The organism is Shewanella rhizosphaerae (assembly GCF_019457655.1).
In the GTDB taxonomy this organism is placed as follows: domain Bacteria; phylum Pseudomonadota; class Gammaproteobacteria; order Enterobacterales; family Shewanellaceae; genus Shewanella; species Shewanella loihica.
The window spans coordinates 3,536,429-3,554,572 of record NZ_CP080420.1 but is presented as its reverse complement, the minus strand read 5'-3'; the positions used below and the strand labels follow the sequence as shown (position 1 = coordinate 3,554,572).

13 protein-coding genes are annotated in these 18,144 nt (G+C 56.2%); 7 read left to right on the top strand and 6 right to left on the bottom strand.

Going from position 1 to position 18,144, the window contains the following annotated elements:
• Window positions 1–261: 261 nt before the first annotated feature.
• Window positions 262–1,161, bottom strand: a complete 900-nt coding sequence (locus K0I63_RS15500; protein ID WP_220081595.1) for a LysR family transcriptional regulator — start codon at window positions 1,159–1,161, stop codon at window positions 262–264.
• Between the two features lie 200 nt (window positions 1,162–1,361).
• Here K0I63_RS15500 and metE point away from each other — a divergent pair, with 200 nt between their 5' ends.
• Entirely contained in the window at window positions 1,362–3,641 is a 2,280-nt protein-coding gene (gene metE / locus K0I63_RS15495; RefSeq protein WP_220081594.1) for a 5-methyltetrahydropteroyltriglutamate--homocysteine S-methyltransferase, read from the top strand.
• A 134-nt stretch (window positions 3,642–3,775) separates the two neighbouring features.
• On the opposite strand, the gene K0I63_RS15490 is transcribed toward metE, so the two are convergent.
• Together K0I63_RS15490 and K0I63_RS15485 are read right to left on the bottom strand one after the other, a co-directional pair.
• On the bottom strand, window positions 3,776–5,290 hold the full coding sequence (locus K0I63_RS15490) for a tetratricopeptide repeat protein (protein ID WP_220081593.1): 1,515 nt from the start codon (window positions 5,288–5,290) through the stop codon (window positions 3,776–3,778).
• A 237-nt stretch (window positions 5,291–5,527) separates the two neighbouring features.
• Window positions 5,528–7,078: a glutamate synthase-related protein gene (locus K0I63_RS15485; RefSeq protein ID WP_220081592.1), complete on the bottom strand. Its 1,551-nt coding sequence runs from the start codon at window positions 7,076–7,078 to the stop codon at window positions 5,528–5,530.
• A gap of 204 nt (window positions 7,079–7,282) precedes the next feature.
• Between K0I63_RS15485 and K0I63_RS15480 the strand changes: the two genes are divergently transcribed.
• From K0I63_RS15480 to K0I63_RS15465, 4 genes are all read left to right on the top strand, one after another.
• Window positions 7,283–7,936 carry a gluconate 2-dehydrogenase subunit 3 family protein gene (locus tag K0I63_RS15480; RefSeq protein WP_220081591.1) on the top strand — a complete coding sequence of 218 codons (654 nt, stop codon included), beginning with the start codon at window positions 7,283–7,285 and terminating at the stop codon, window positions 7,934–7,936.
• A gap of 37 nt (window positions 7,937–7,973) precedes the next feature.
• Window positions 7,974–9,692, top strand: a complete 1,719-nt coding sequence (locus K0I63_RS15475) for a GMC family oxidoreductase (RefSeq protein WP_220081590.1) — start codon at window positions 7,974–7,976, stop codon at window positions 9,690–9,692.
• A 126-nt stretch (window positions 9,693–9,818) separates the two neighbouring features.
• Window positions 9,819–11,783 carry an alkyl/aryl-sulfatase gene (locus K0I63_RS15470; protein ID WP_220081589.1) on the top strand — a complete coding sequence of 655 codons (1,965 nt, stop codon included), beginning with the start codon at window positions 9,819–9,821 and terminating at the stop codon, window positions 11,781–11,783.
• Between the two features lie 125 nt (window positions 11,784–11,908).
• Window positions 11,909–12,112: a dodecin gene (locus K0I63_RS15465; protein ID WP_011866777.1), complete on the top strand. Its 204-nt coding sequence runs from the start codon at window positions 11,909–11,911 to the stop codon at window positions 12,110–12,112.
• Window positions 12,113–12,321: 209 nt separating this feature from the next.
• Here K0I63_RS15465 and queG read toward each other — a convergent pair whose 3' ends face one another.
• Window positions 12,322–13,485 (bottom strand): tRNA epoxyqueuosine(34) reductase QueG, encoded by a 1,164-nt coding sequence (queG, locus tag K0I63_RS15460; protein WP_220081588.1) that lies wholly within the window; start codon window positions 13,483–13,485, stop codon window positions 12,322–12,324.
• A gap of 353 nt (window positions 13,486–13,838) precedes the next feature.
• Here queG and K0I63_RS15455 point away from each other — a divergent pair, with 353 nt between their 5' ends.
• Window positions 13,839–14,654, top strand: coding sequence for a substrate-binding periplasmic protein (locus tag K0I63_RS15455; RefSeq protein WP_258406891.1), 816 nt, complete (start codon window positions 13,839–13,841; stop codon window positions 14,652–14,654).
• Between the two features lie 65 nt (window positions 14,655–14,719).
• Here the strand turns inward: K0I63_RS15455 and K0I63_RS15450 are convergent, their stop codons facing one another.
• Window positions 14,720–16,543 (bottom strand): GGDEF domain-containing protein, encoded by a 1,824-nt coding sequence (locus K0I63_RS15450; protein WP_258406890.1) that lies wholly within the window; start codon window positions 16,541–16,543, stop codon window positions 14,720–14,722.
• A 362-nt stretch (window positions 16,544–16,905) separates the two neighbouring features.
• On the opposite strand from K0I63_RS15450, the gene K0I63_RS15445 reads away from it, so the two are divergent.
• Window positions 16,906–17,343, top strand: a complete 438-nt coding sequence (locus K0I63_RS15445) for a DUF3069 domain-containing protein (protein WP_220078944.1) — start codon at window positions 16,906–16,908, stop codon at window positions 17,341–17,343.
• A 14-nt stretch (window positions 17,344–17,357) separates the two neighbouring features.
• Here the strand turns inward: K0I63_RS15445 and rsuA are convergent, their stop codons facing one another.
• Window positions 17,358–18,050, bottom strand: coding sequence for a 16S rRNA pseudouridine(516) synthase RsuA (rsuA, locus tag K0I63_RS15440; protein ID WP_220081586.1), 693 nt, complete (start codon window positions 18,048–18,050; stop codon window positions 17,358–17,360).
• Window positions 18,051–18,144: the final 94 nt, after the last annotated feature.

The window sequence follows — 18,144 nt, the reverse complement described above, 5'->3', positions numbered from 1 at the left end:
TCAATGAGCGATAACGCAGTAGAAAAATGATACAGACGCTGCCCGCAGGGTTCGTCTTGAGCACGTTCAACTCTTTGTTACTCGGCTTTTATATAGAATAACTATATCTCAAGCCTCGAGCCGCGATTTGAACATGCTCAATTAGAACAAAATTTGTTCTCAAAAGGCCAACAGGCCCTAGGGCCTTCGACCTGATAAAAGAAAACCTGCCGAGTGCAGGTTTTTTTGTGCCTTAATTTTAGCTTTTCTGAAATTGCGCCTTTAGTGCCCCTGACGCTCCAGCCCCTCAGAGGTCACCAGATTGAGCCACTGCTGGGCGAGGCGCGCGCTGCTGCCGTTGCTGCGATAGGCGCCAAACAGTGGGCGTCTGAGCCCTTCTGATCCCAGTTTTACCGCCTTGAGCGACAGACCATGAGCCTCGTTGATCGACCAACTCGGCAGGGCGGCAACCCCATCTTTGCAGGCGATGCGTTGCAGCAACATGGCGGTGAGATCGCAGCGGATCTGCTTGGCAACCGGCACGCCCGCAGGCTCCATGAAGTGGCGATAGATATCCAGCCTGTCTAGTGGCACTGGGTAGGTGAGCAGGGTCTGATCCTTAAGCTGCGCCGCCGTGACATAGGGGAGCTCGGCCAGCGGATGATCCGCGGCGACCAGGAGTTTGACCTCGAAATCGAACAGGTGTTGATAGGCGATATCATGGTCGGGAATAGGGTCTGAGGTGAGCACCACATCCAGCTGTCCCTGTTTGAGCGCGGTTAGCGAGTCGAACAGGTGGCGGCTCGAGAGCTCCAAGTTGGTGTGGGGAAAGCTGGCATTAAACTGCTCGATCACCGGCATCAGCCAACGAAAACAGCTGTGGCATTCGATACCGACATAGAGATCTCTCGCCTCGCTGCCCAGGCCATTCTTGAGATCGATTTCGGTTTCTATCACCTTAGGCAAGATTTCCTCGGCCAGATTGAGCAACCGAGCGCCCTCCTGAGTAAAGGAGAGGGGTTTACTCTTACGCACGAAAATCGCCGAGTTGATGCGGGTCTCCAGTTCCTTGATCTGGTGGGATAAGGCCGACTGGGTGACAAAGCGCTTCTTGGCTGCGCCCGCGAGACTGCCGCTCTCTTTCAGGGCGACCAATGTACGTAAATGCCTAAGCTCTATCATTTTTACCTCACATGAATTTGGCTCATGTTGCTCGTGAAATCAATTCGATTGCGAGACAACAGACTAGCACAATAAACTTCTAGACGTCCAGACGCCTGTTTTAGTTTGTTGTGCAATTTCAGTTCTCAAACCTGTATTGCGATGACAGCGAAGGGCGCTAACCATGAATTTCGCTCATCTTAATGCAAAAGGTATACAATATGCAAACTCTAGATATCGCATCATTAGGCTTTCCCCGCATAGGTCGTCAACGGGAACTCAAATTCGCCCTGGAAAAATATTGGCGTGGCGAGATAGACCAGGAGCAGCTGCAATCGCTCGCCAGTGAACTGCGCAGAACCCATTGGCAGTGGCAGCAGGCGGCGGGGGTGAAGCAAGTGCCGGTTGGGGACTTTGCCTTCTACGATCAGGTGCTCACCCTGAGCGCCACCATCAATGCCATCCCGGCGCGCCATCGTAGCGGCGAGCAGGTGGATCTCGACACCCTGTTTCGAGTGGCCCGTGGCCGCGCCCCCACCGGGGAGGCGAGCCGCGCCGCCCAGATGAAGAAATACTTCAACACCAACTATCACTACATAGTGCCCGAGCTCACGGCGGGTCAGCGCTTCGAGATAGCCTATGAGCAGCTGTTCGACGAGGTGGCCGAGGCTAAATCCCTGGGGCATCAGCCTAAGCCGGTATTGCTTGGCCCGGTCAGCTACCTCTATCTTGCCAAGTGCGAGGGCGAGCCCTTCGACAAGCTGAGCCTGCTGCCCAACTTGCTCGAGGCCTACCAAGCGATTCTGGCGCGATTTGCCGACCAGGGCGTGACCTGGGTGCAGCTCGACGAGCCTATCTTGGCGCTGGAGCTAGATGATGACTGGCTGGCGGCCTTCGAGCCGGCATACAAAGAACTCAGTGGCCAGGGGGTTAAGCTGCTACTGGCCAGCTACTATGGCTCTGTGGCCCATCATCATGATTTGATTAAGGAGCTCGTAGTCGATGGCCTGCATCTGGATCTGGTGAGCGATGCCGAGCAGCTCACCCTGTTTGGCGCCAGCCTTAAGCCGACGCAGGTGCTCAGCCTTGGGGTGATCAACGGCCGCAACGTGTGGGCGGCGGATCTCGATATCTTGGCCGAGCGTTTGCGCGCTGTGGTGGCAGATCTTGGAGAGCAGATCTGGCTGGCGCATTCCTGTTCGCTTCTGCATGTGCCCGTGGATCTGGAGAGCGAAACCGAGCTGGCGCCAGAGCTCGCCAATCAACTCAGCTTTGCCAAGCAGAAACTCGACGAGCTGGCGGCGCTGCGCACCTTGTTGCTTGCCCCACAGAGCGAGGCGGCCCAGGCGATAGTGGCGCGCTGTGAGGCGAGGCGTCAGGCCCGTGAGCAGGCGGCCAACCCTGAGGTGCAGGCGAGGCTCAAGGCCCTAACGCCTGAGGATTTCAATCGTCCTAGCGGTTTTGGCGAGCGTCGCCAAAAGCAACAGGCCCGTTTTCGTCTGCCGCTGCTGCCTACCACCACCATTGGATCCTTCCCACAGACGCCGGCCATTCGCGGCCTGCGCAGTCGCTGGCGTAAGGGCGAGCTGACCGAGCAGGCCTATGTGGCGCAGCTCGAGGCGGTGACCCGGGACAGCATAGCACGTCAGCTTAAGTTGGGGATCGACGTCCTGGTCCATGGCGAGGCCGAGCGCAACGACATGGTGGAGTATTTCGGCGAGCAGCTCGACGGGGTAGGCTTTACGCAGTTTGCCTGGGTGCAGAGCTACGGCTCACGCTGCGTCAAGCCGCCGCTCATCTATGGCGATGTGTCACGTCGTCAGCCGATGACGCTCGCCTGGGCAAGCTTCGCCCAGAGCCTGACCGACAGGCCGGTGAAGGGGATGTTGACCGGCCCGGTCACCATACTGCATTGGTCCTTCGCCCGGGAAGATATCGGCCGCGAGCAGATCGCCAATCAACTTGCCCTGGCGATCCGCGACGAGGTAGCCGACCTGCAGGCGGCGGGTATCGGCATCATACAGATAGATGAACCGGCGTTTCGTGAAGGTCTGCCACTGAAAGCCAGTGACTGGCAGCATTACCTCGACTGGGCGGTGGCCGCCTTTAAACTCAGTGCGGCGGGCGCCGAGGATGAGACCCAGATCCACACCCACATGTGCTACAGCGAGTTCAACGCCACCATAGATGCCATCGCCGCCATGGACGCCGATGTGATCACCATAGAGACCTCGCGCTCGCATATGGAGCTGCTCAATGCCTTCGAGGACTTCGAGTATCCCAACGAGATAGGCCCGGGGGTGTATGACATCCATAGCCCGAACATTCCGACTGTGGAGCAGATGGTGGCATTGATTGAGAAGGCGGCGACCAAGATCCCTGTGGGACAGCTGTGGGTGAACCCAGACTGTGGCCTCAAGACGCGCACCTGGGATGAGGTGGAGCCTGCGCTGCAAAACATGGTGAAGGCGACTAAGGAGCTAAGACGCCGCCTGGGTTAGTCTCTTAAAATCCCCGTTTTTAGACTCAGGGTGACCAGCTTACTGGCCACCCTTTTTTGGGCTTATGTTTTGGGCTTAGCGCTTTTTTTGGGGTTTAGGGCGTTTGAACTTAGTGACTAGTCGCTAGTGAAAGCCTAGTGACCTGTGAGTGTCTCTCGCCGTTCTTGTAAGCGCTGCTCAAACAGCGCCTGTTCGGCCTCGCTAAAGCCTTGCTTGAGACTGGCTAAGCTGCTCTCCATCTCGCCCGTGGGCAAAAAATAGAACTGATCTTCCAGGGCGATCTGTGCCCAGACGGCGGCATCGACCCTCTGGCTCAGCTCGGCGCAGGCTTTATGCAGAGGCTTAAATGCCAGGTTCTCGCCGGCGAGTGCGGCGCGCTCCAGGAAGCTAATGGCCTCTCTCGGATGGCGTTTACCTTTATCGTCTTCATGGAGCAGACGCAGGCCGTGGGTCAGATCTATGCAGGCCTGCTGGGACTTCTCTATGGGATGCTCGGTGAGAAATGCTTGATACAGGTTCTCGGCCTGCTCCTTCTCATAGCTGCCCATCTTGGCACTTAATGTCTCGACCCGCTCAAGATGATAGGGCGCGGGATCCGTCGCCGCCAAACGATAGTAAGCCAGGGCCGTGGGGAGATGTCGACGGGTGCCAAGCCCCTCTTCGTGGGCATGACCCATAAGGAAGAGGGCGTCTGTCATCCATTGCTGGGCCAATGGCGTGAGCAGGGCGATCGCCTCAAGGTGACTGTCGTTGGCGCGTTTATGTTTGAGCAGTAGCTCCCCCAACAGGTAGGTGGCGCTATTGTTTTCCATGGCCATCGCCTGTCTTAGGCACTCCTCAGCCGTATCGATATCCTTAGGCAGATGTTTACCTTCCTGATAGAGGTGCGCCAGCTCGATGAGGGCAAACTCGTTGTCCTCTGCTTCCTCGCGCATCAGGCGCTCGGCCTCACGTGGCTCGGCCGGGCCGCCTTCTCCCCTAAGCAGCATCTGCGCCAGTTGGCTCTTGGCCAGAGGATCGCTGTCGGCAATGGCCGTGAGCAGGGCTCTGGCCCTGATGGGATCCGGCTTGCCATGGCGCGGTTCCAGCAGCACCTTGGCCAGATGGTATTTCGCTTCAGCATCACCCGCCTCGGCCGCAAGCTCGAGATAGTGCAGCGCTTTGCTGCCGTCGGGGTCGAGCAGTGGGCTCTCCTGATAGAGTCTGCCCAGTTCGCCTTGATGCTGGCTGTTGCCCTGATCGGCGCCAGGTTTCAGCATGGCTTCCAGTTCGTGACTGCCACCTTTTTGGCTTGGATGAAGCTTCAACTTGAGCATCTGGCGTTGAATCTGGGCAAATTGTTCATCCAGCTCGCCCGCTTGTTGAAACCAATGATTGGCCTTGTCTAAATCATATAGATGATGATCATCGAGGCTGTAGAGTTCACCCAGGAACTGCGCCGCGTGCGCCATCCCCATGGCGGCAGCGCGCTCCAGATAATCGAGGGCCTGGGCTTCCCGATCGCTGTGCAGCAATTGGTTGGCGAGAAAAATGACCTCATCCGGGCCGCCGGTGACTTCGATGGGCTGTTTGCTGCGCCAGTTTAAATAGACCAGCAGCAGGCTGATAAAGAGTAGGGCTAAGATTACCGAGAAAATAACGACTTGCATTGTGATCCTTCACATTATCTATGGCTGAATTGACGTGGCTTTTGGCCTTAGGCTTTTGGTCTTAGGCGATGGATTGTCCTAAATCGCTGGCAAGTGTGCACCTATTTATCTTGTTAAACAAGTCTTTACTGGCGGGAGCTTTGCCTTATTGTTTTGGTCTTAATAGAGTTGAGTGCCCCGCCCGCGATCGAATGGGACGGGCTGGGGGAGGCGGGCAGGTGAGTGTAACCTGTCACATTAAATCGGTGTCACGCCTGCGTAGGAGATGCCGGAGAGCCTTGCCATCTCGCTGTGCCAGGTGGCGAGATCCTCCAGGGTAAAGTCCTGCAGGCGCTGATGGCCACAGGCCCTGGCCATCACCTGCATCAGCTCGGTGGAGGCGCCCAGAAAGTTGGCCAGTTGCTGCGCCGACTTGTCTATGTTGAGGCGTTGGCGCAGATCGGCATTCTGAGTGGCGATACCCGCGGGGCAGTTGTTGGTGTTGCAGATGCGGGCGGCGACACAGCCTATCGATTGCATGGCACTGTTGGCCAGGGCAACGCCGTCGGCGCCTAGCGCCATCGCCTTGACGAAGTCCATGGGGAGCCTAAGGCCACCTGTGATGATGAGCGTCACCCGGCCGCTGGCACCTTGCTGATCCAGGTAGCGGCGGGCGCGAGCCAGGGCGGGGATGGTGGGCACGCTGATGTGGTCGCGAAAGATCTGCGGCGCAGCGCCTGTGCCGCCACCACGGCCGTCGAGTATGATGTAGTCGGCGCTGGCATCCAGGGCAAACTGAATGTCCCGTTCGATATGGTTGGCGCTGAGCTTAAAGCCGATAGGCACGCCGCCGCTGAGTTCACGTACCCTATCGGCGAAGCGTTTAAAGTCGGCCACAGAGTTGAGCTCCCTAAACCTTGGCGGCGAGATGGCATCTTGGCCCGCCGGAATGCCGCGGATCTCAGCTATCTTCCCCTGGTTCTTGCTGCCCGGCAGATGGCCGCCTGTGCCTGTCTTGGCGCCCTGGCCGCCTTTGAAGTGAAACGCCTGTATCTTGGCCATCAAGGCTTCCTGATAGCCAAATTGGGCGCTGGCCAGCTCGTAGAAGTAACGTGAGTTGGCCGCCTGCTCCTCGGGCAACATACCGCCCTCGCCGGAGCAGATCCCGGTACCCGCAAGTTCGGCCCCCTTGGCCAGGGCGACCTTGGCCTCTTCCGACAGGGCGCCGAAGCTCATGTCTGACACCAGCAGGGGGATCTTTAGCCTCAGGGGCTTTCTTGCCTCCGGGCCTATGACTAGCTCGGTATCGACTGCTTCCTCTTCGAACAGGGGCTTGCTGGCCATCTGGGCCGTCATGATCTGAATTTCATCCCAGCTGGGCAGCTGATATCTGGGCACCCCCATGGCGACCATGGGACCATGATGCCCGAGTGTCTTGAGTCCATCTCTAGCGAGCTGATGGATCAACTCGACGCCTGGCTCCTCTTTGGTCGCGACCGCCTTGGGAGCCTGGTTGCCATCTGTGGCGATCGCCTCGCGGCCCGGGCCCTCCTTGCCCACCTGTTCGGCGCTAAACTGTTTGTGGGTGCCGTCGCAGTAGGGGGCGTTGCCCGTGTGTTTACAGGCGCAAAGGTAGGCCTCGCCGCTTCGCTCGGCGGTAAAGGCCTTGGGGCTAAATCCCGTTCCCTTGTGGGAACCATCGCAGAAGGGCTGGCTGTTTGAGCGGCCGCAGACACAGAAATAGTATTCCTTTCCTTTGGTTAGCTCGACTTTTTTGGGCTTGTTATCGGCGATGACGGGTTTAACCATGGGAGCTCCTTAGGCTTGCTACGCGGCTGTTGTCTTTAGTCTAGGCGCTTTTGTGGCGGGTCGCCGCCTCGCGACCTTTTGTTAATCTCCTTCGTCATCGTCTCTCGATACTCGATGTGAGTGTTGACCCGGCGCGCCGAAAAATTCACACTCAATTGAATCAATTTGGCGATAATCAGGGTCTTATGTAAGGCGTTCTGACTTATGTCATGGGCAATAAAACAGACAGATCTAGTGAGCAAACGGGAGATTAAGTTGGCGAGGAGTAAGCGCGAAGCAACTAGACAATATGCCTTCGAAAGCGGCCTGACCCGGCGCGACTTTCTTGTGCGCAGCGGCGCCCTGGGCCTGCTGCTGGCGGCGAAGCCTGAGTTGAGCCTTGCCGGCGACGAAGGTTTCTCTCTCACCACGCGCCCCAAAGATTTCGACGTGATCAACCGCGCCGTCATAGAGAGCGTACAGCTGCACCTGTTTCCCGACGATGGTGATGGCCCTTCGGCTAAGGAGCTGAACGCCTATCGCTATCTGCTGTGGGCCATAGAAGATCCTGACAATCGCGCCGATGAGGACAGGCAGTTTATCTTGCAGGGGGCGGCCTGGTTGGAAGATTGGGCCGATACCCAGACAGGACGCAGCTTCCTGGTGCTGAGCTGGGATGAGCAGGAGGCGCTGCTAACAGCGATCGCCAAGAGCCGCGCAGGTGAAAACTGGCTTTCCCTGCTGCTCTATTACCTGATTGAGGCATTGATGTTAGATCCACTCTACGGCGGTAACCCGGATGAGATTGGCTGGCGTTGGCTCGAGCATCAGCCAGGCTTTCCACGGCCCGTGACGGGTAAGAGTTATCTGGATTTTTAAGTCGGGAAGACAGGTTACTTTTTACAGGACGCTTTAAATGGGATTAACAGTTAAGGGTGAGGCGCAGGCGCCGCAACAGTTTGAAGCGTGTATCGTCGGCAGCGGCGCGGGCGCCGGCCCCATCGCCTATGAACTGGCCAAGGCGGGGATTAAAGTTGCCGTGCTCGAGAAGGGCGACTGGTATACCGAGCAGGATTTCGTCAAAGATGAGCAGTTGCCGCGCCATAGGGTGTTTCGCTCTCAGTTCGATGAGGAGCGCCATGTGCTCGAGCTTCCCGACGGCGAGGGCGGCTGGCGCAGGGAGACCACGGCGCAGTTTTGGGGCGGCAATATCGTCGGCGGCGCCTCTAACTTCATGAGCGGCTATTTTCATCGCCTCAAGCCGAGTGACTTTCGCCTCGCCTCCACGTTCGGGGCTATCCCCGGGGCCAACACGGTAGATTGGCCCATCAGTTATGAGGAGCTCGAGCCTTATTATGCCAAGGTGGAGCAGATTGTCGGCGTCAGCGGCCGGGTGGTGAAGCATCCACAGTTAGAGCCGAGATCGACCCCAGACTTTCCCTTTCCGCCAACCGCCGAGCACCCCATAGCCGCGCGCTTTGATAAGGCCTGTCAGACACTTAGGCTACATCCTTTGCCCATGGCGCGAGCGATTCTGTCTCGCCCCTTTAAGCAGCGTCTGAGCTGCGAGTATTCCGGCTACTGCGGCAGCTATGGCTGCCACTCTGGCGCCAAGGGCAGTTCGCGGGCAGCGCTGCTAAACGATGCGGTGGCCAGCGGTAATTGTCGCATCATCACCCGGGCCAAGGTGTATCGCCTCAATACAGATGCCCAGGGAAGAGTGAGCTCTGCCGACTATTTCGATGCCAGTGGCCAAAGTCGGCGCATTATGGCCAAGATCTTTGTGGTCGCCTGCTACGCCATAGAGAGTACCCGCCTACTGCTGGCCAGCCCAGGGGAGAAACATCCCAAGGGGATAGGCAATCGCTTCGATCAGCTGGGTAAGAACCTGCACTGCTGCGCCGGGGGCACGGGCCATGGGGTGTTTAAGCTCGATAAGCTGCCTAAGGATACGGCCAGGGGGCTCAAGCAGCGTGGGCCCTTCTTTAACCGCGCCCTGCAGGACTGGTATCTGATCGACGACAAGACGGCGTTCGATAAACCGGTAAAGGGCGGCACCTTAGACTTCGTGTTTGACCCGCCATCGCCCACCAGTGAGGCGAATGCCCTCAAGTGGCAGCAGGGCAACCTGCTTTGGGGGACGCCGCTCAAGCAGAAACTCAAGACACACTTTACCCAGTCGCGGGACTTTAAGTTCGAGGTATTCTGTGACTGGCTGACCAATGACGACTGTTATGTCACCCTGGACGATGAGGAGCGAGACAAATGGGGCCAGCCGGTGGCCAAGGTGCGCGCCGGATTTCATCCACACGATCTTAAGGTGGCCCAGTACCTGGTCGACCGGGGCGTAGAGGTGATGAAGGCGATGGGCGCAGATGAGGCCTGGGGCAATGTGTTTAGCGATCCGACGGCCAATCTGGTGGCCGGTGGCTGTCGATTCGGTACGGATCCAAAGACCTCGGTGCTGAACTCTGATTGCCGGGTCCACGACTGTGGCAACCTGTATGTGACCGACGGCGCCTTTATGCCGAACGGCGGCAGTGTCACCCCGACTCTGACCATCTATGCCAACGCCTTTCGGGTGGCCGATAAGCTGCTGGCGAGGCTCGCGAGCGCCTCTGAGACTTCAACCTAAATGTAAATTATTCGCTTATTCCTCCTTTTAAGGGGCATTTGAGTGGCGATTACTGAACTCTGTGGCTAACTTCAATAGTCAGGAAAGGGAAGTAGATCGTTCATCATGCTTTAGAAAGGAGTTTCTATGCGCCATCTTAATTTCGTTGTTGCGGTAGCTTCACTCGTTATTGCACTGCCGTCGCTGGCTGCAACCCAGGCCAAGCCTGCGACGCCCCATACCCAGAAGGCCAATGCTGCGGTTCTCAAAGAATTGCCATTTCAAGATAAACAAGACTTTGAAAATGCCAAGCGGGGCTTTATGGCAAAGCCTGATGTCGTCACCATTAAAGACGCTAAGGGAAATGTTGTTTGGGATCTTGAGCAGTATAAAACCTATATTGCAGACGATAAGTCAGCACCTGATACGGTCAACCCCAGCCTATGGCGTAATGCCCAGCTTGGAATGCACCACGGGCTATATCAGGTGACAGAGGGGATCTATCAGATCCGTGGCTTCGATCTTACCAATATCACTTTCATCAAGGGGGATAAGGGCTGGATTGTTTTTGATCCGCTCATTTCACCTGAGACCGCTAAGGCGGCCCTCGATTTTATCAACCAGGAAGTCGGTACGCGTCCCGTGGTGGCGATTGTTTATAGCCATAGCCATATCGATCACTATGGCGGTGCTACAGGGCTGGTCAGCTTGGATGAGGTTGAGTCGGGCAAGGTGGCCATCATAGCCCCCGAGCATTTTACCGAGCATGCGGTATCGGAGAATGTGATCGCGGGCAACGCCATGGGACGGCGCGCCGTCTATATGTATGGCGCACTCTTGCCTCGTAATGCCAAGGGCGGCGTAAATGGCGGCCTGGGGATGACGGTATCCACAGGATTGGCCGGACTGCTGCTACCCACCCATGAGATCACCAAGACAGGCGAAAAGTTGACCATAGATGGCATTGATATGGTATTTCAATTGACGCCGGGCAGTGAGGCGCCTGCGGAGATGAACACCTGGTTTCCTCAAGCTAAGGCTCTGTGGATGGCCGAGAACACCACAAATACCATGCACAACATCCTAACCCTGCGAGGCGCGCAGGTGAGGGATGCACTCATTTGGTCGAGTTTTCTGGATGAGACTATTGACCTCTGGGGAGATCAGGCTGAGGTGAAGTTTCAGAGTCACCATTGGCCAATGTGGGGCAATGACAAGATTATTCCCTACTTCAAGAAACAACGAGATATCTATAAGTTTACCCATGATCAATCTGTGCGCCTGATGAACCAAGGTTTCACCGGGGAAGAGATTTCGGAGATGATTTCACTGCCAAAAGAGCTGGAACAGAGTTGGTCTACCCGCGGTTACTACGGTACCTTGCGTCACAACAGTCGCGCCGTCTATCAGCGTTATATGGGATGGTATAACGGCAATCCGGCTAACCTTAACAATCTGCCGCCAGAAGCCGTCGCTAAGAAATATGTTCAGTTTATGGGGGGCGAGGCTGAGGTCATCCGTAAGGCGAGAGCCTCCTTTGATGAGGGGGAATACCGTTGGGTAGCCGAGGTGATGAAGCATGCCGTATTTGCCAACCCCAAAAGCATCGACGCTAAAGAGTTGTTAGCCGACGCGTTAGAGCAGCTTGGGTATCAGGCTGAATCTGGCCCGTGGCGCTCAGTTTACCTGCAAGGGGCATATGAGCTGAGAAATGGTGTCCCGGCGGCCGGTGGAACACAAACGGCCACGCCCGACACGATTCGAGCCATGACCCCCGAGATGTTGTTTGACTATCTGGCGGTGAGGCTAGATGCCGCCAAGGCGGAAGGAAAGCAGTTTGATATAGAGATCGCCTTTTCCGATCTCGACAGCCTTTATACCCTCACCGTTGAGAATGCGGTGTTGCATCACAGTAAACGCAAGGTGGAGCAACCCGATGTTAAGCTGACCATGAGCATGAAGACCATGAACAGCATTCAATTGAAGGAGCTGAGCTTCGATGATGCGATTGCCAGCGGCGAGGTGAAGCTAACTGGCGATAAGGCCCTGTTTACCTCGTTCCTCGGGATGCTAGACGACTTTAACTTCTGGTTTAACATCGTCATGCCTTAGTGATGTTCAAGACAAGCCTATGGATAAGAAACCACCCTAGAGGTGGTTTCTTTTTTCGGTAATAAGGAAAGGCATTATTTCTTCTATACTCAAGTGGGTAGCCGATTTGCAACAGGAGATCCGCCATGAGTCATACCTACAAGATCATCGAACTCGTTGGTTCCTCGCCCATCAGTTCGGACGAGGCGATTAAGAATGCCATCGCATCGGCCAGTCAGTCGCTGCATCATCTGAGGTGGTTTCAGGTGGTCGAGACCCGGGGGCACCTGGAGGCTGGGCTGATCGCCCACTGGCAGGTGACGGTCAAGGTGGGCTTTACCTTAGACTAGTGATACCAATCCTAGTAAATAACTGATCACTCTAGCTTGTTAGAACGTCCGATAACTGTGTTATCATTTTTGATTGTAGAATAACTACTTATCTAAAAATGCTGCCTTGTTCTCGAAGGTTTTTCCAGCGTTATTTCTGATCACTTACTCATCGTGATTGGTATTAATATCTCCTCTGAGGCGTCTGCTGAGTGCCTTGTGCTCATGGCCTAGGCGTCTCTGGGGAGCCCTTTCTCGACGGTGCGGATCACTCGCTGTGTCTTACGGTTGGCCTGATAGTCGCCAAGCCTCTGGCGAGACAGTGCCCAGTCGATATGCTCGCGCACCATCTCATCTACTTCATCGCTTTCCCTGCGTGCTTCGAGGGCGGCGATGATCTCCTGTGAAGCCGGTGCATTGCCCAGCGCGACCGCTATGTTGCGCAGCCAACGCTTGTGGCCGATGCGGCGGATGGCGCTCCCCTCGGTAAACTTAAGAAACTCTGCCTCGTTCCAGGCGAAGAGGGTGAGCAGCTTGGGATGTTTGAGCGGATCTCTAGTGTGGAAGTCGCTCTCCTGGGTCAGTGGCGCCTCGCCATTGACCGGACACACCAGCTGACAGTCGTCACAGCCATAGATGCGGTTGCCCATCAAAGGCCTGAACTCTTCGGGGATCGCCCCTTGAAGCTCTATGGTGAGATAGGAGATACAGCGTCTGCCGTCCACCACATAGGGCTCGACGATGGCGTTGGTGGGGCAGGACTTGATGCAGGCGACGCAGGTGTTGCAGTCGGCCTGCACCGGAATGTCTACCGGCAGTGGCAGGTCGATCAGGAGTTCACCCAGGAAGAACCAGCTCCCCGCCTCGTGATTGAGCAGCAGGCTATGTTTGCCTGTCCAGCCGAGTCCGGCCTTGTCGGCTAGGGGGCGCTCCAGGATGGGGGCCGAATCCACAAAGGGACGATAGTTGGGGCGCTCGAGTCCTAAGGTTTCCAGCTCGGCCTCAATCTGTTGCCCCAGCTTCTTCAGGCGATTGCGGATCATCTTGTGGTAGTCGCGACCACCGGCATAACGTGAGATATAAGCCAGGTTGGGATCCTTGAGATGGGTGGCAAAACCCGCCTCTGGTGGCAGGTAATCCATACGCGCCGAGATGACCCGCACAGTGCCCGGATGTAGCTCCTGTGGGCGCGCGCGCATCATGCCATGGCTCTCCATGTAGCCCATCTCACCGTGATAGCCCTTATCGAGCCAGGCCTGAAACTTGGGCTCTTCGGCGCGAAGATCCGTGTCGCAGATGCCGATTTGCGCAAAGCCTAACGCCTTGCCCCAGGTTTTAATCTTGAGGGCTAGCTGCTGTAACGCTTGAGGCGAGAGGGGGCTATGGTCTGACATACTTGGGCTAAGGGCTAAGGGCTAAGGGCTAAGGGCGAGTGGCCAGGGTGAACAGTGTTGCCATGATACCAGTTTTGCGTGGGAGGAGAAAACTTAAGCCGACTTGGGGATTGCCTGATACATCGAGAAAGAGAGAAGAGAGAAAGAGAGACGGAAAGATGGACGGAAAGAGAGTGTCTGGTCTTGCCTCAGCTAGTGCCTATTGCAATTTGGTTGGGCGCTATTTATGTTGAACAAAGCAAGTTTGGAAAGCGCTCAGCATTCATGGCTCAGGGAAAGCCTGTCCATCTTAGACGATAATCAATAACAGGCGTTGGCCTCATTTCCGGGAGAACTATTTGATCAGGCGTAGCGTGCGGCTCATATCGCTGACCGGCTTATCACTGGCAGGCCTATTACTGACGGGCTTATCACTGTTCGGCATGTCGCTGGTCTTGTCATCCCGGCCCGTCGGGGCGGCATCGTTGCGCATGCTCACCGAAGAGTGGGCGCCCATGAGCTATCAGGAGCAGGGGCTTCCCATGGGCTATGGCGTCAGCCTGGTGCAGCGTCTTGCCAAGGAGCTCGGTGAGGAGGCCAATATCGAGGTGCTGCCCTGGGCCCGCGCCTTTGCCATCGCAGAGGGGCAGGCCAATGTGCTGCTGTTTGCCACCTCCCTTAACGAGCAGCGCAGCAGGGATTTCGATTTCGTCGGTCCCATAGCCACCACAAGTATCTCTATCTATGCCAAGGCCGATGACAGGGTGACCCCCGCCTCGGTGGCCGAGCTGGACGCTCTGGGCAGCGTCGGCGTCTATCGCGGCTCTCTGGGAGAATCTATCCTGACCCGTCAAGGAGTCGAGCACCTGACGGTGGCCAGCTTTCCACAGCAGTCGGCGCGCCAGCTACAACATGACAGGATACGTTTCTGGTGTCAGGCGGATCTGGCGGTGGAGCGTCTGTTGGCCGAGGTGAATATGGGGCTGGATGAGGTGCATCCCGTAATGGAACTGGCGCAGATAGACCTCTACCTGGCCTTCTCTAAGGGGACCGACCCTGAGCGGGTGAGTCGCTGGCATGGGGCTTTGGTTAAGTTACAGGCCTCGGGTGAGATGGCCCGCCTCTATCATGCTTGGTTTCCCAAGCTAAATCCCCCGAGCCGTGTCGAGCTGCTTAAACACGGCGACTAAGGATACAGCGATTGGGCGCTATTAGCCTGAATCGCGATCTCGCTTTCGTTTTGCTTTTCAGAATATTAGGTATCTAATATGGCGCAGTTACGACCCGATGACTTGGCGCGGTAGAGGGCATCGTCGGCGCGTTTTAGCAGATGCTCGAAGCTCTTGTCGCCGTCAGTGCAGGCGATACCGGCACTGATGGTGAGCTTGAAGTTCATGTAGACGTCATCGAAGTTGCTGCTCTCTACTGTGGTCACTAGGCGCTGCGCCACATTGAGCGCCTGCTCGGCCGTGGTGCCGGGTAAGATCACCAAAAACTCTTCGCCGCCGACCCGCCCCACCAGATCCTGTTTGCGCATCAGTCCGTTGCTGATGTTGGCCAGGGCGATGAGCACCTTGTCGCCGATGTCATGGCCATACTTGTCGTTGACCTTCTTAAAGTGGTCGGCATCGAACAGTATGATCGACAGCGGCTGGTGGCCCTCATCCTTAGACTTGAAGTAACCCTCACCCTTAGAGTAGGTGTAGCGCCTATTGGGCAGCTGGGTCAGGTGGTCCGTCAACGCCAGGATTGAGAGCAGCTTGGACTTCTGCGACTGCTTGTAGGCGACGATGGAGAGAATGATCATGATAATACAGCCCAGGACGATCACCGCCAGCTGCAGATACTTGTTCTGCTTGAGGATCACCAGCTCGTTCTCTTTGATCTTCTGCAGTTCGATCAGCTGCTGGTTCTCGCGCTCTATCTGCTCGGTATTGAAGCGGGTGCGCATCTCTGTGGTGCGGTTGGTCTGCTGGGTGGCATCCAGCGACTTATGGGTCTGTATGTAGCTCAGCAGCGCCTCGTAGGCCTGTTTCCAGTCTTTCTCGGCGACGAAGATCTGGCTGTGCACCATGTGCAGCTGTTCCAGGCCGCGGGCATTCTTGATCTGCTTAAAGGTCTCCTCGGCCATGTCGATATAATCGAGCGCCTGTTGATACTGGCCATTGGTGAGGGCAGATTGCGCCTGATACAGACGCATGAAGCTGTAGCTGGCGCCTTGGTCCGGGGTGATGCTTTTCTGCGCCGCATCCAGGTAGGGCTTGGCCTCCCCTTGACGATGCAGCTGAATCAGCACGCCGGCGACATTTACCGCCGTGTGGGCACTGGCTTCCTCGCCCAGAGTCTCACGCCAGTATTGGTAGGCTTCCTTGTGCTTCTTTAGCGCCGCCTCATATTCGCCAAGTTCCTCCAAGGCGAAGCCTATCTCCGTCTTGATGGCGTTGGCGCCATCTTTATCGCCGGTATCTTCGAAGCCCTTCTCCAGCTTGCGATAATATTTTATTGCCGTCTGGGGATCGCCGAAACGGCGGTAGCTGGTGGCCAACTCGGTGAGGTTGTAGATGGCCCAGTGTTGCAGGTTGAGGGACTCATAGAGGTGCTGGGCGGTGATCAGATCTTCCAGCGCCTGGGCAAAGTTACCCTGGAAAGAATAGATGGCGCCGCGCAGTGAGCGCGAGTCGGCGATGAGCCGTGGCGATTCTATCAGGTAGGCTTCGGCGACAACCTTGTTGTACTCCTCCAGGGCAATATCGACCTTGCCAAGTAATTGATGCATGAAGGCGCGGCATAGCTTGAGATCTGTGGTGGCCTCCGCCGAGGCGGCAACCCCTTCGGTGAGCAGTTTCAGATCGGCAAAGGCGATGGCGTCTTTGAGTGCCTGCTGCTTGGTGATGTCGTAGTTATTCCAGCAAAGTACCGTCTGCAGCTTGAGGTAACGCTCCATGTCGTCGGCTGTAATATTGGCTGTCAGGTAGTCGAGCGCCTCTTTGATCGCCTGCTGATCTTTATACTCGCCCTGGTCGAACTTTTTAAAAATGGCGTCTATCTCTTCGGCGCTATCTTCTTGCGCTTGGCTCAATGGGCTGAGGCCTAAGAGTGAGAGGCTAAGACTGATCAGCAGCAGAGAAGTTATCCAGGATTTTGCTTTTGTTGTTCTTGTCATTTTTAGCTTTGCCAACCTTGCTATGTGACCATTTAACCATAGCATAAACACTTTTTTTGTAACTATATTATACGGATGACAGTTTATTGACAGTAAAAAGTATATTTTTTATGCGTTTATTTTTAACTTTTATATAACAAAAGTGTCAATTTTGCTTTTCAGTCAGACTAGGGTATAACGTCAGCCTTTATTCTGCGCCTGCTTGTCGGCTCTATTTGGCAAGTTTTGATAGGCGAACCTGCCGCGATGAATGCGGCGCTTTGTGTCGAGAGTGTTTTATGAGTAAACCCAGTCAAGAATATCAGGCGATCGCCGAGCAGGCGGCGCTGAATGTATGCAACACAGTGATCCCCATGGATAAGGTGCCGGCGAATCTGCTGGAGGCCTATGCCAATCTGTTCAATGAGCTGCTCAGCGATGAAGAGGAGAAGTTCGCGGCTGCCTGGGACGCCTTGCCTGCCAGCGCCAAGGGGTTAATTGGCCAAGCCGAATTCCACGGCTTCTATATCGCGAATTCTTGGTTGCAACTTAGCCGCGTCGCTCAGGATATTGCCGAGTTGGCCGACAGCGACGAGGCGATCGAGGAGAAGGAGTACAACAACATCTTCACCCGCCTGGCGGACGCCTCGCTCAAGGAAAGTGTGAAGAAGCTGAAGAAGGCGCGCACCGACCGCGCCCTGCTCAACAGCATCAAGGCGGTCATCGCCGGTCGATAACTGATTGCGGCGCGCTACTTGACCGAGGCTATCTCAGCCTCTGTCAGGTAGCGCCATTCACCCGGTGCCAGACTCTCGTCCAGCACTATCTCGCCAACAGATTCCCTGTGTAGTCCCACCACCTTGTTGCCGACGGCGGCAAACATCCGCTTCACCTGATGATACTTACCTTCGGTGATGGTGAGTCTCGCCTCGTGGCTGCCCAGCAGCTCAAGTGTAGCCGGTTTTGTGAGTCCCTCTTCGCTGCGTAGCGCCAGCCCGGTGGCAAATTGCTTGACCCACTCAGCCTTGAGGGGATCGGCAAGCTGCACCAGATAGGTCTTACCGCATTCGCGTTTCGGCGAGGTGACCCTGTGGGACCATTGACCGTCACTGGTGATTAGCACCAGGCCCGTGGTATCTGCGTCCAGGCGTCCGGCGATATGCAGCTCCTCTTTGTGGGGCAGCTCGAGCAGGTTGAGCACAGAAGGGTAGACCTCATCGACGGTGGAGCAGAGGGTGTCCACCGGCTTGTGCAACATGATAAAACGCGGCCCAATCAGCGAGATAGGCTCGCCGTCCAGACAGACCTTCTGGTTCTCATTCAGCTTGAAGCTGCCATCTTTGATGACCTGACCATCGACGGTCACTTCGCCCCTGTGTAGGGCCTTCTTGGCCAGAGAGCGGGTGAGCTGGGTGGATTCGCTGATAAATTTGTCTAGACGCACTGGATTATCCTAAGGATGCTACTTTGGGGCGGTATTATGAGGCCGCCGAGAATTAATGGAAAGTGGCAATTAAAAAGGACTCGTCACGAAAAGC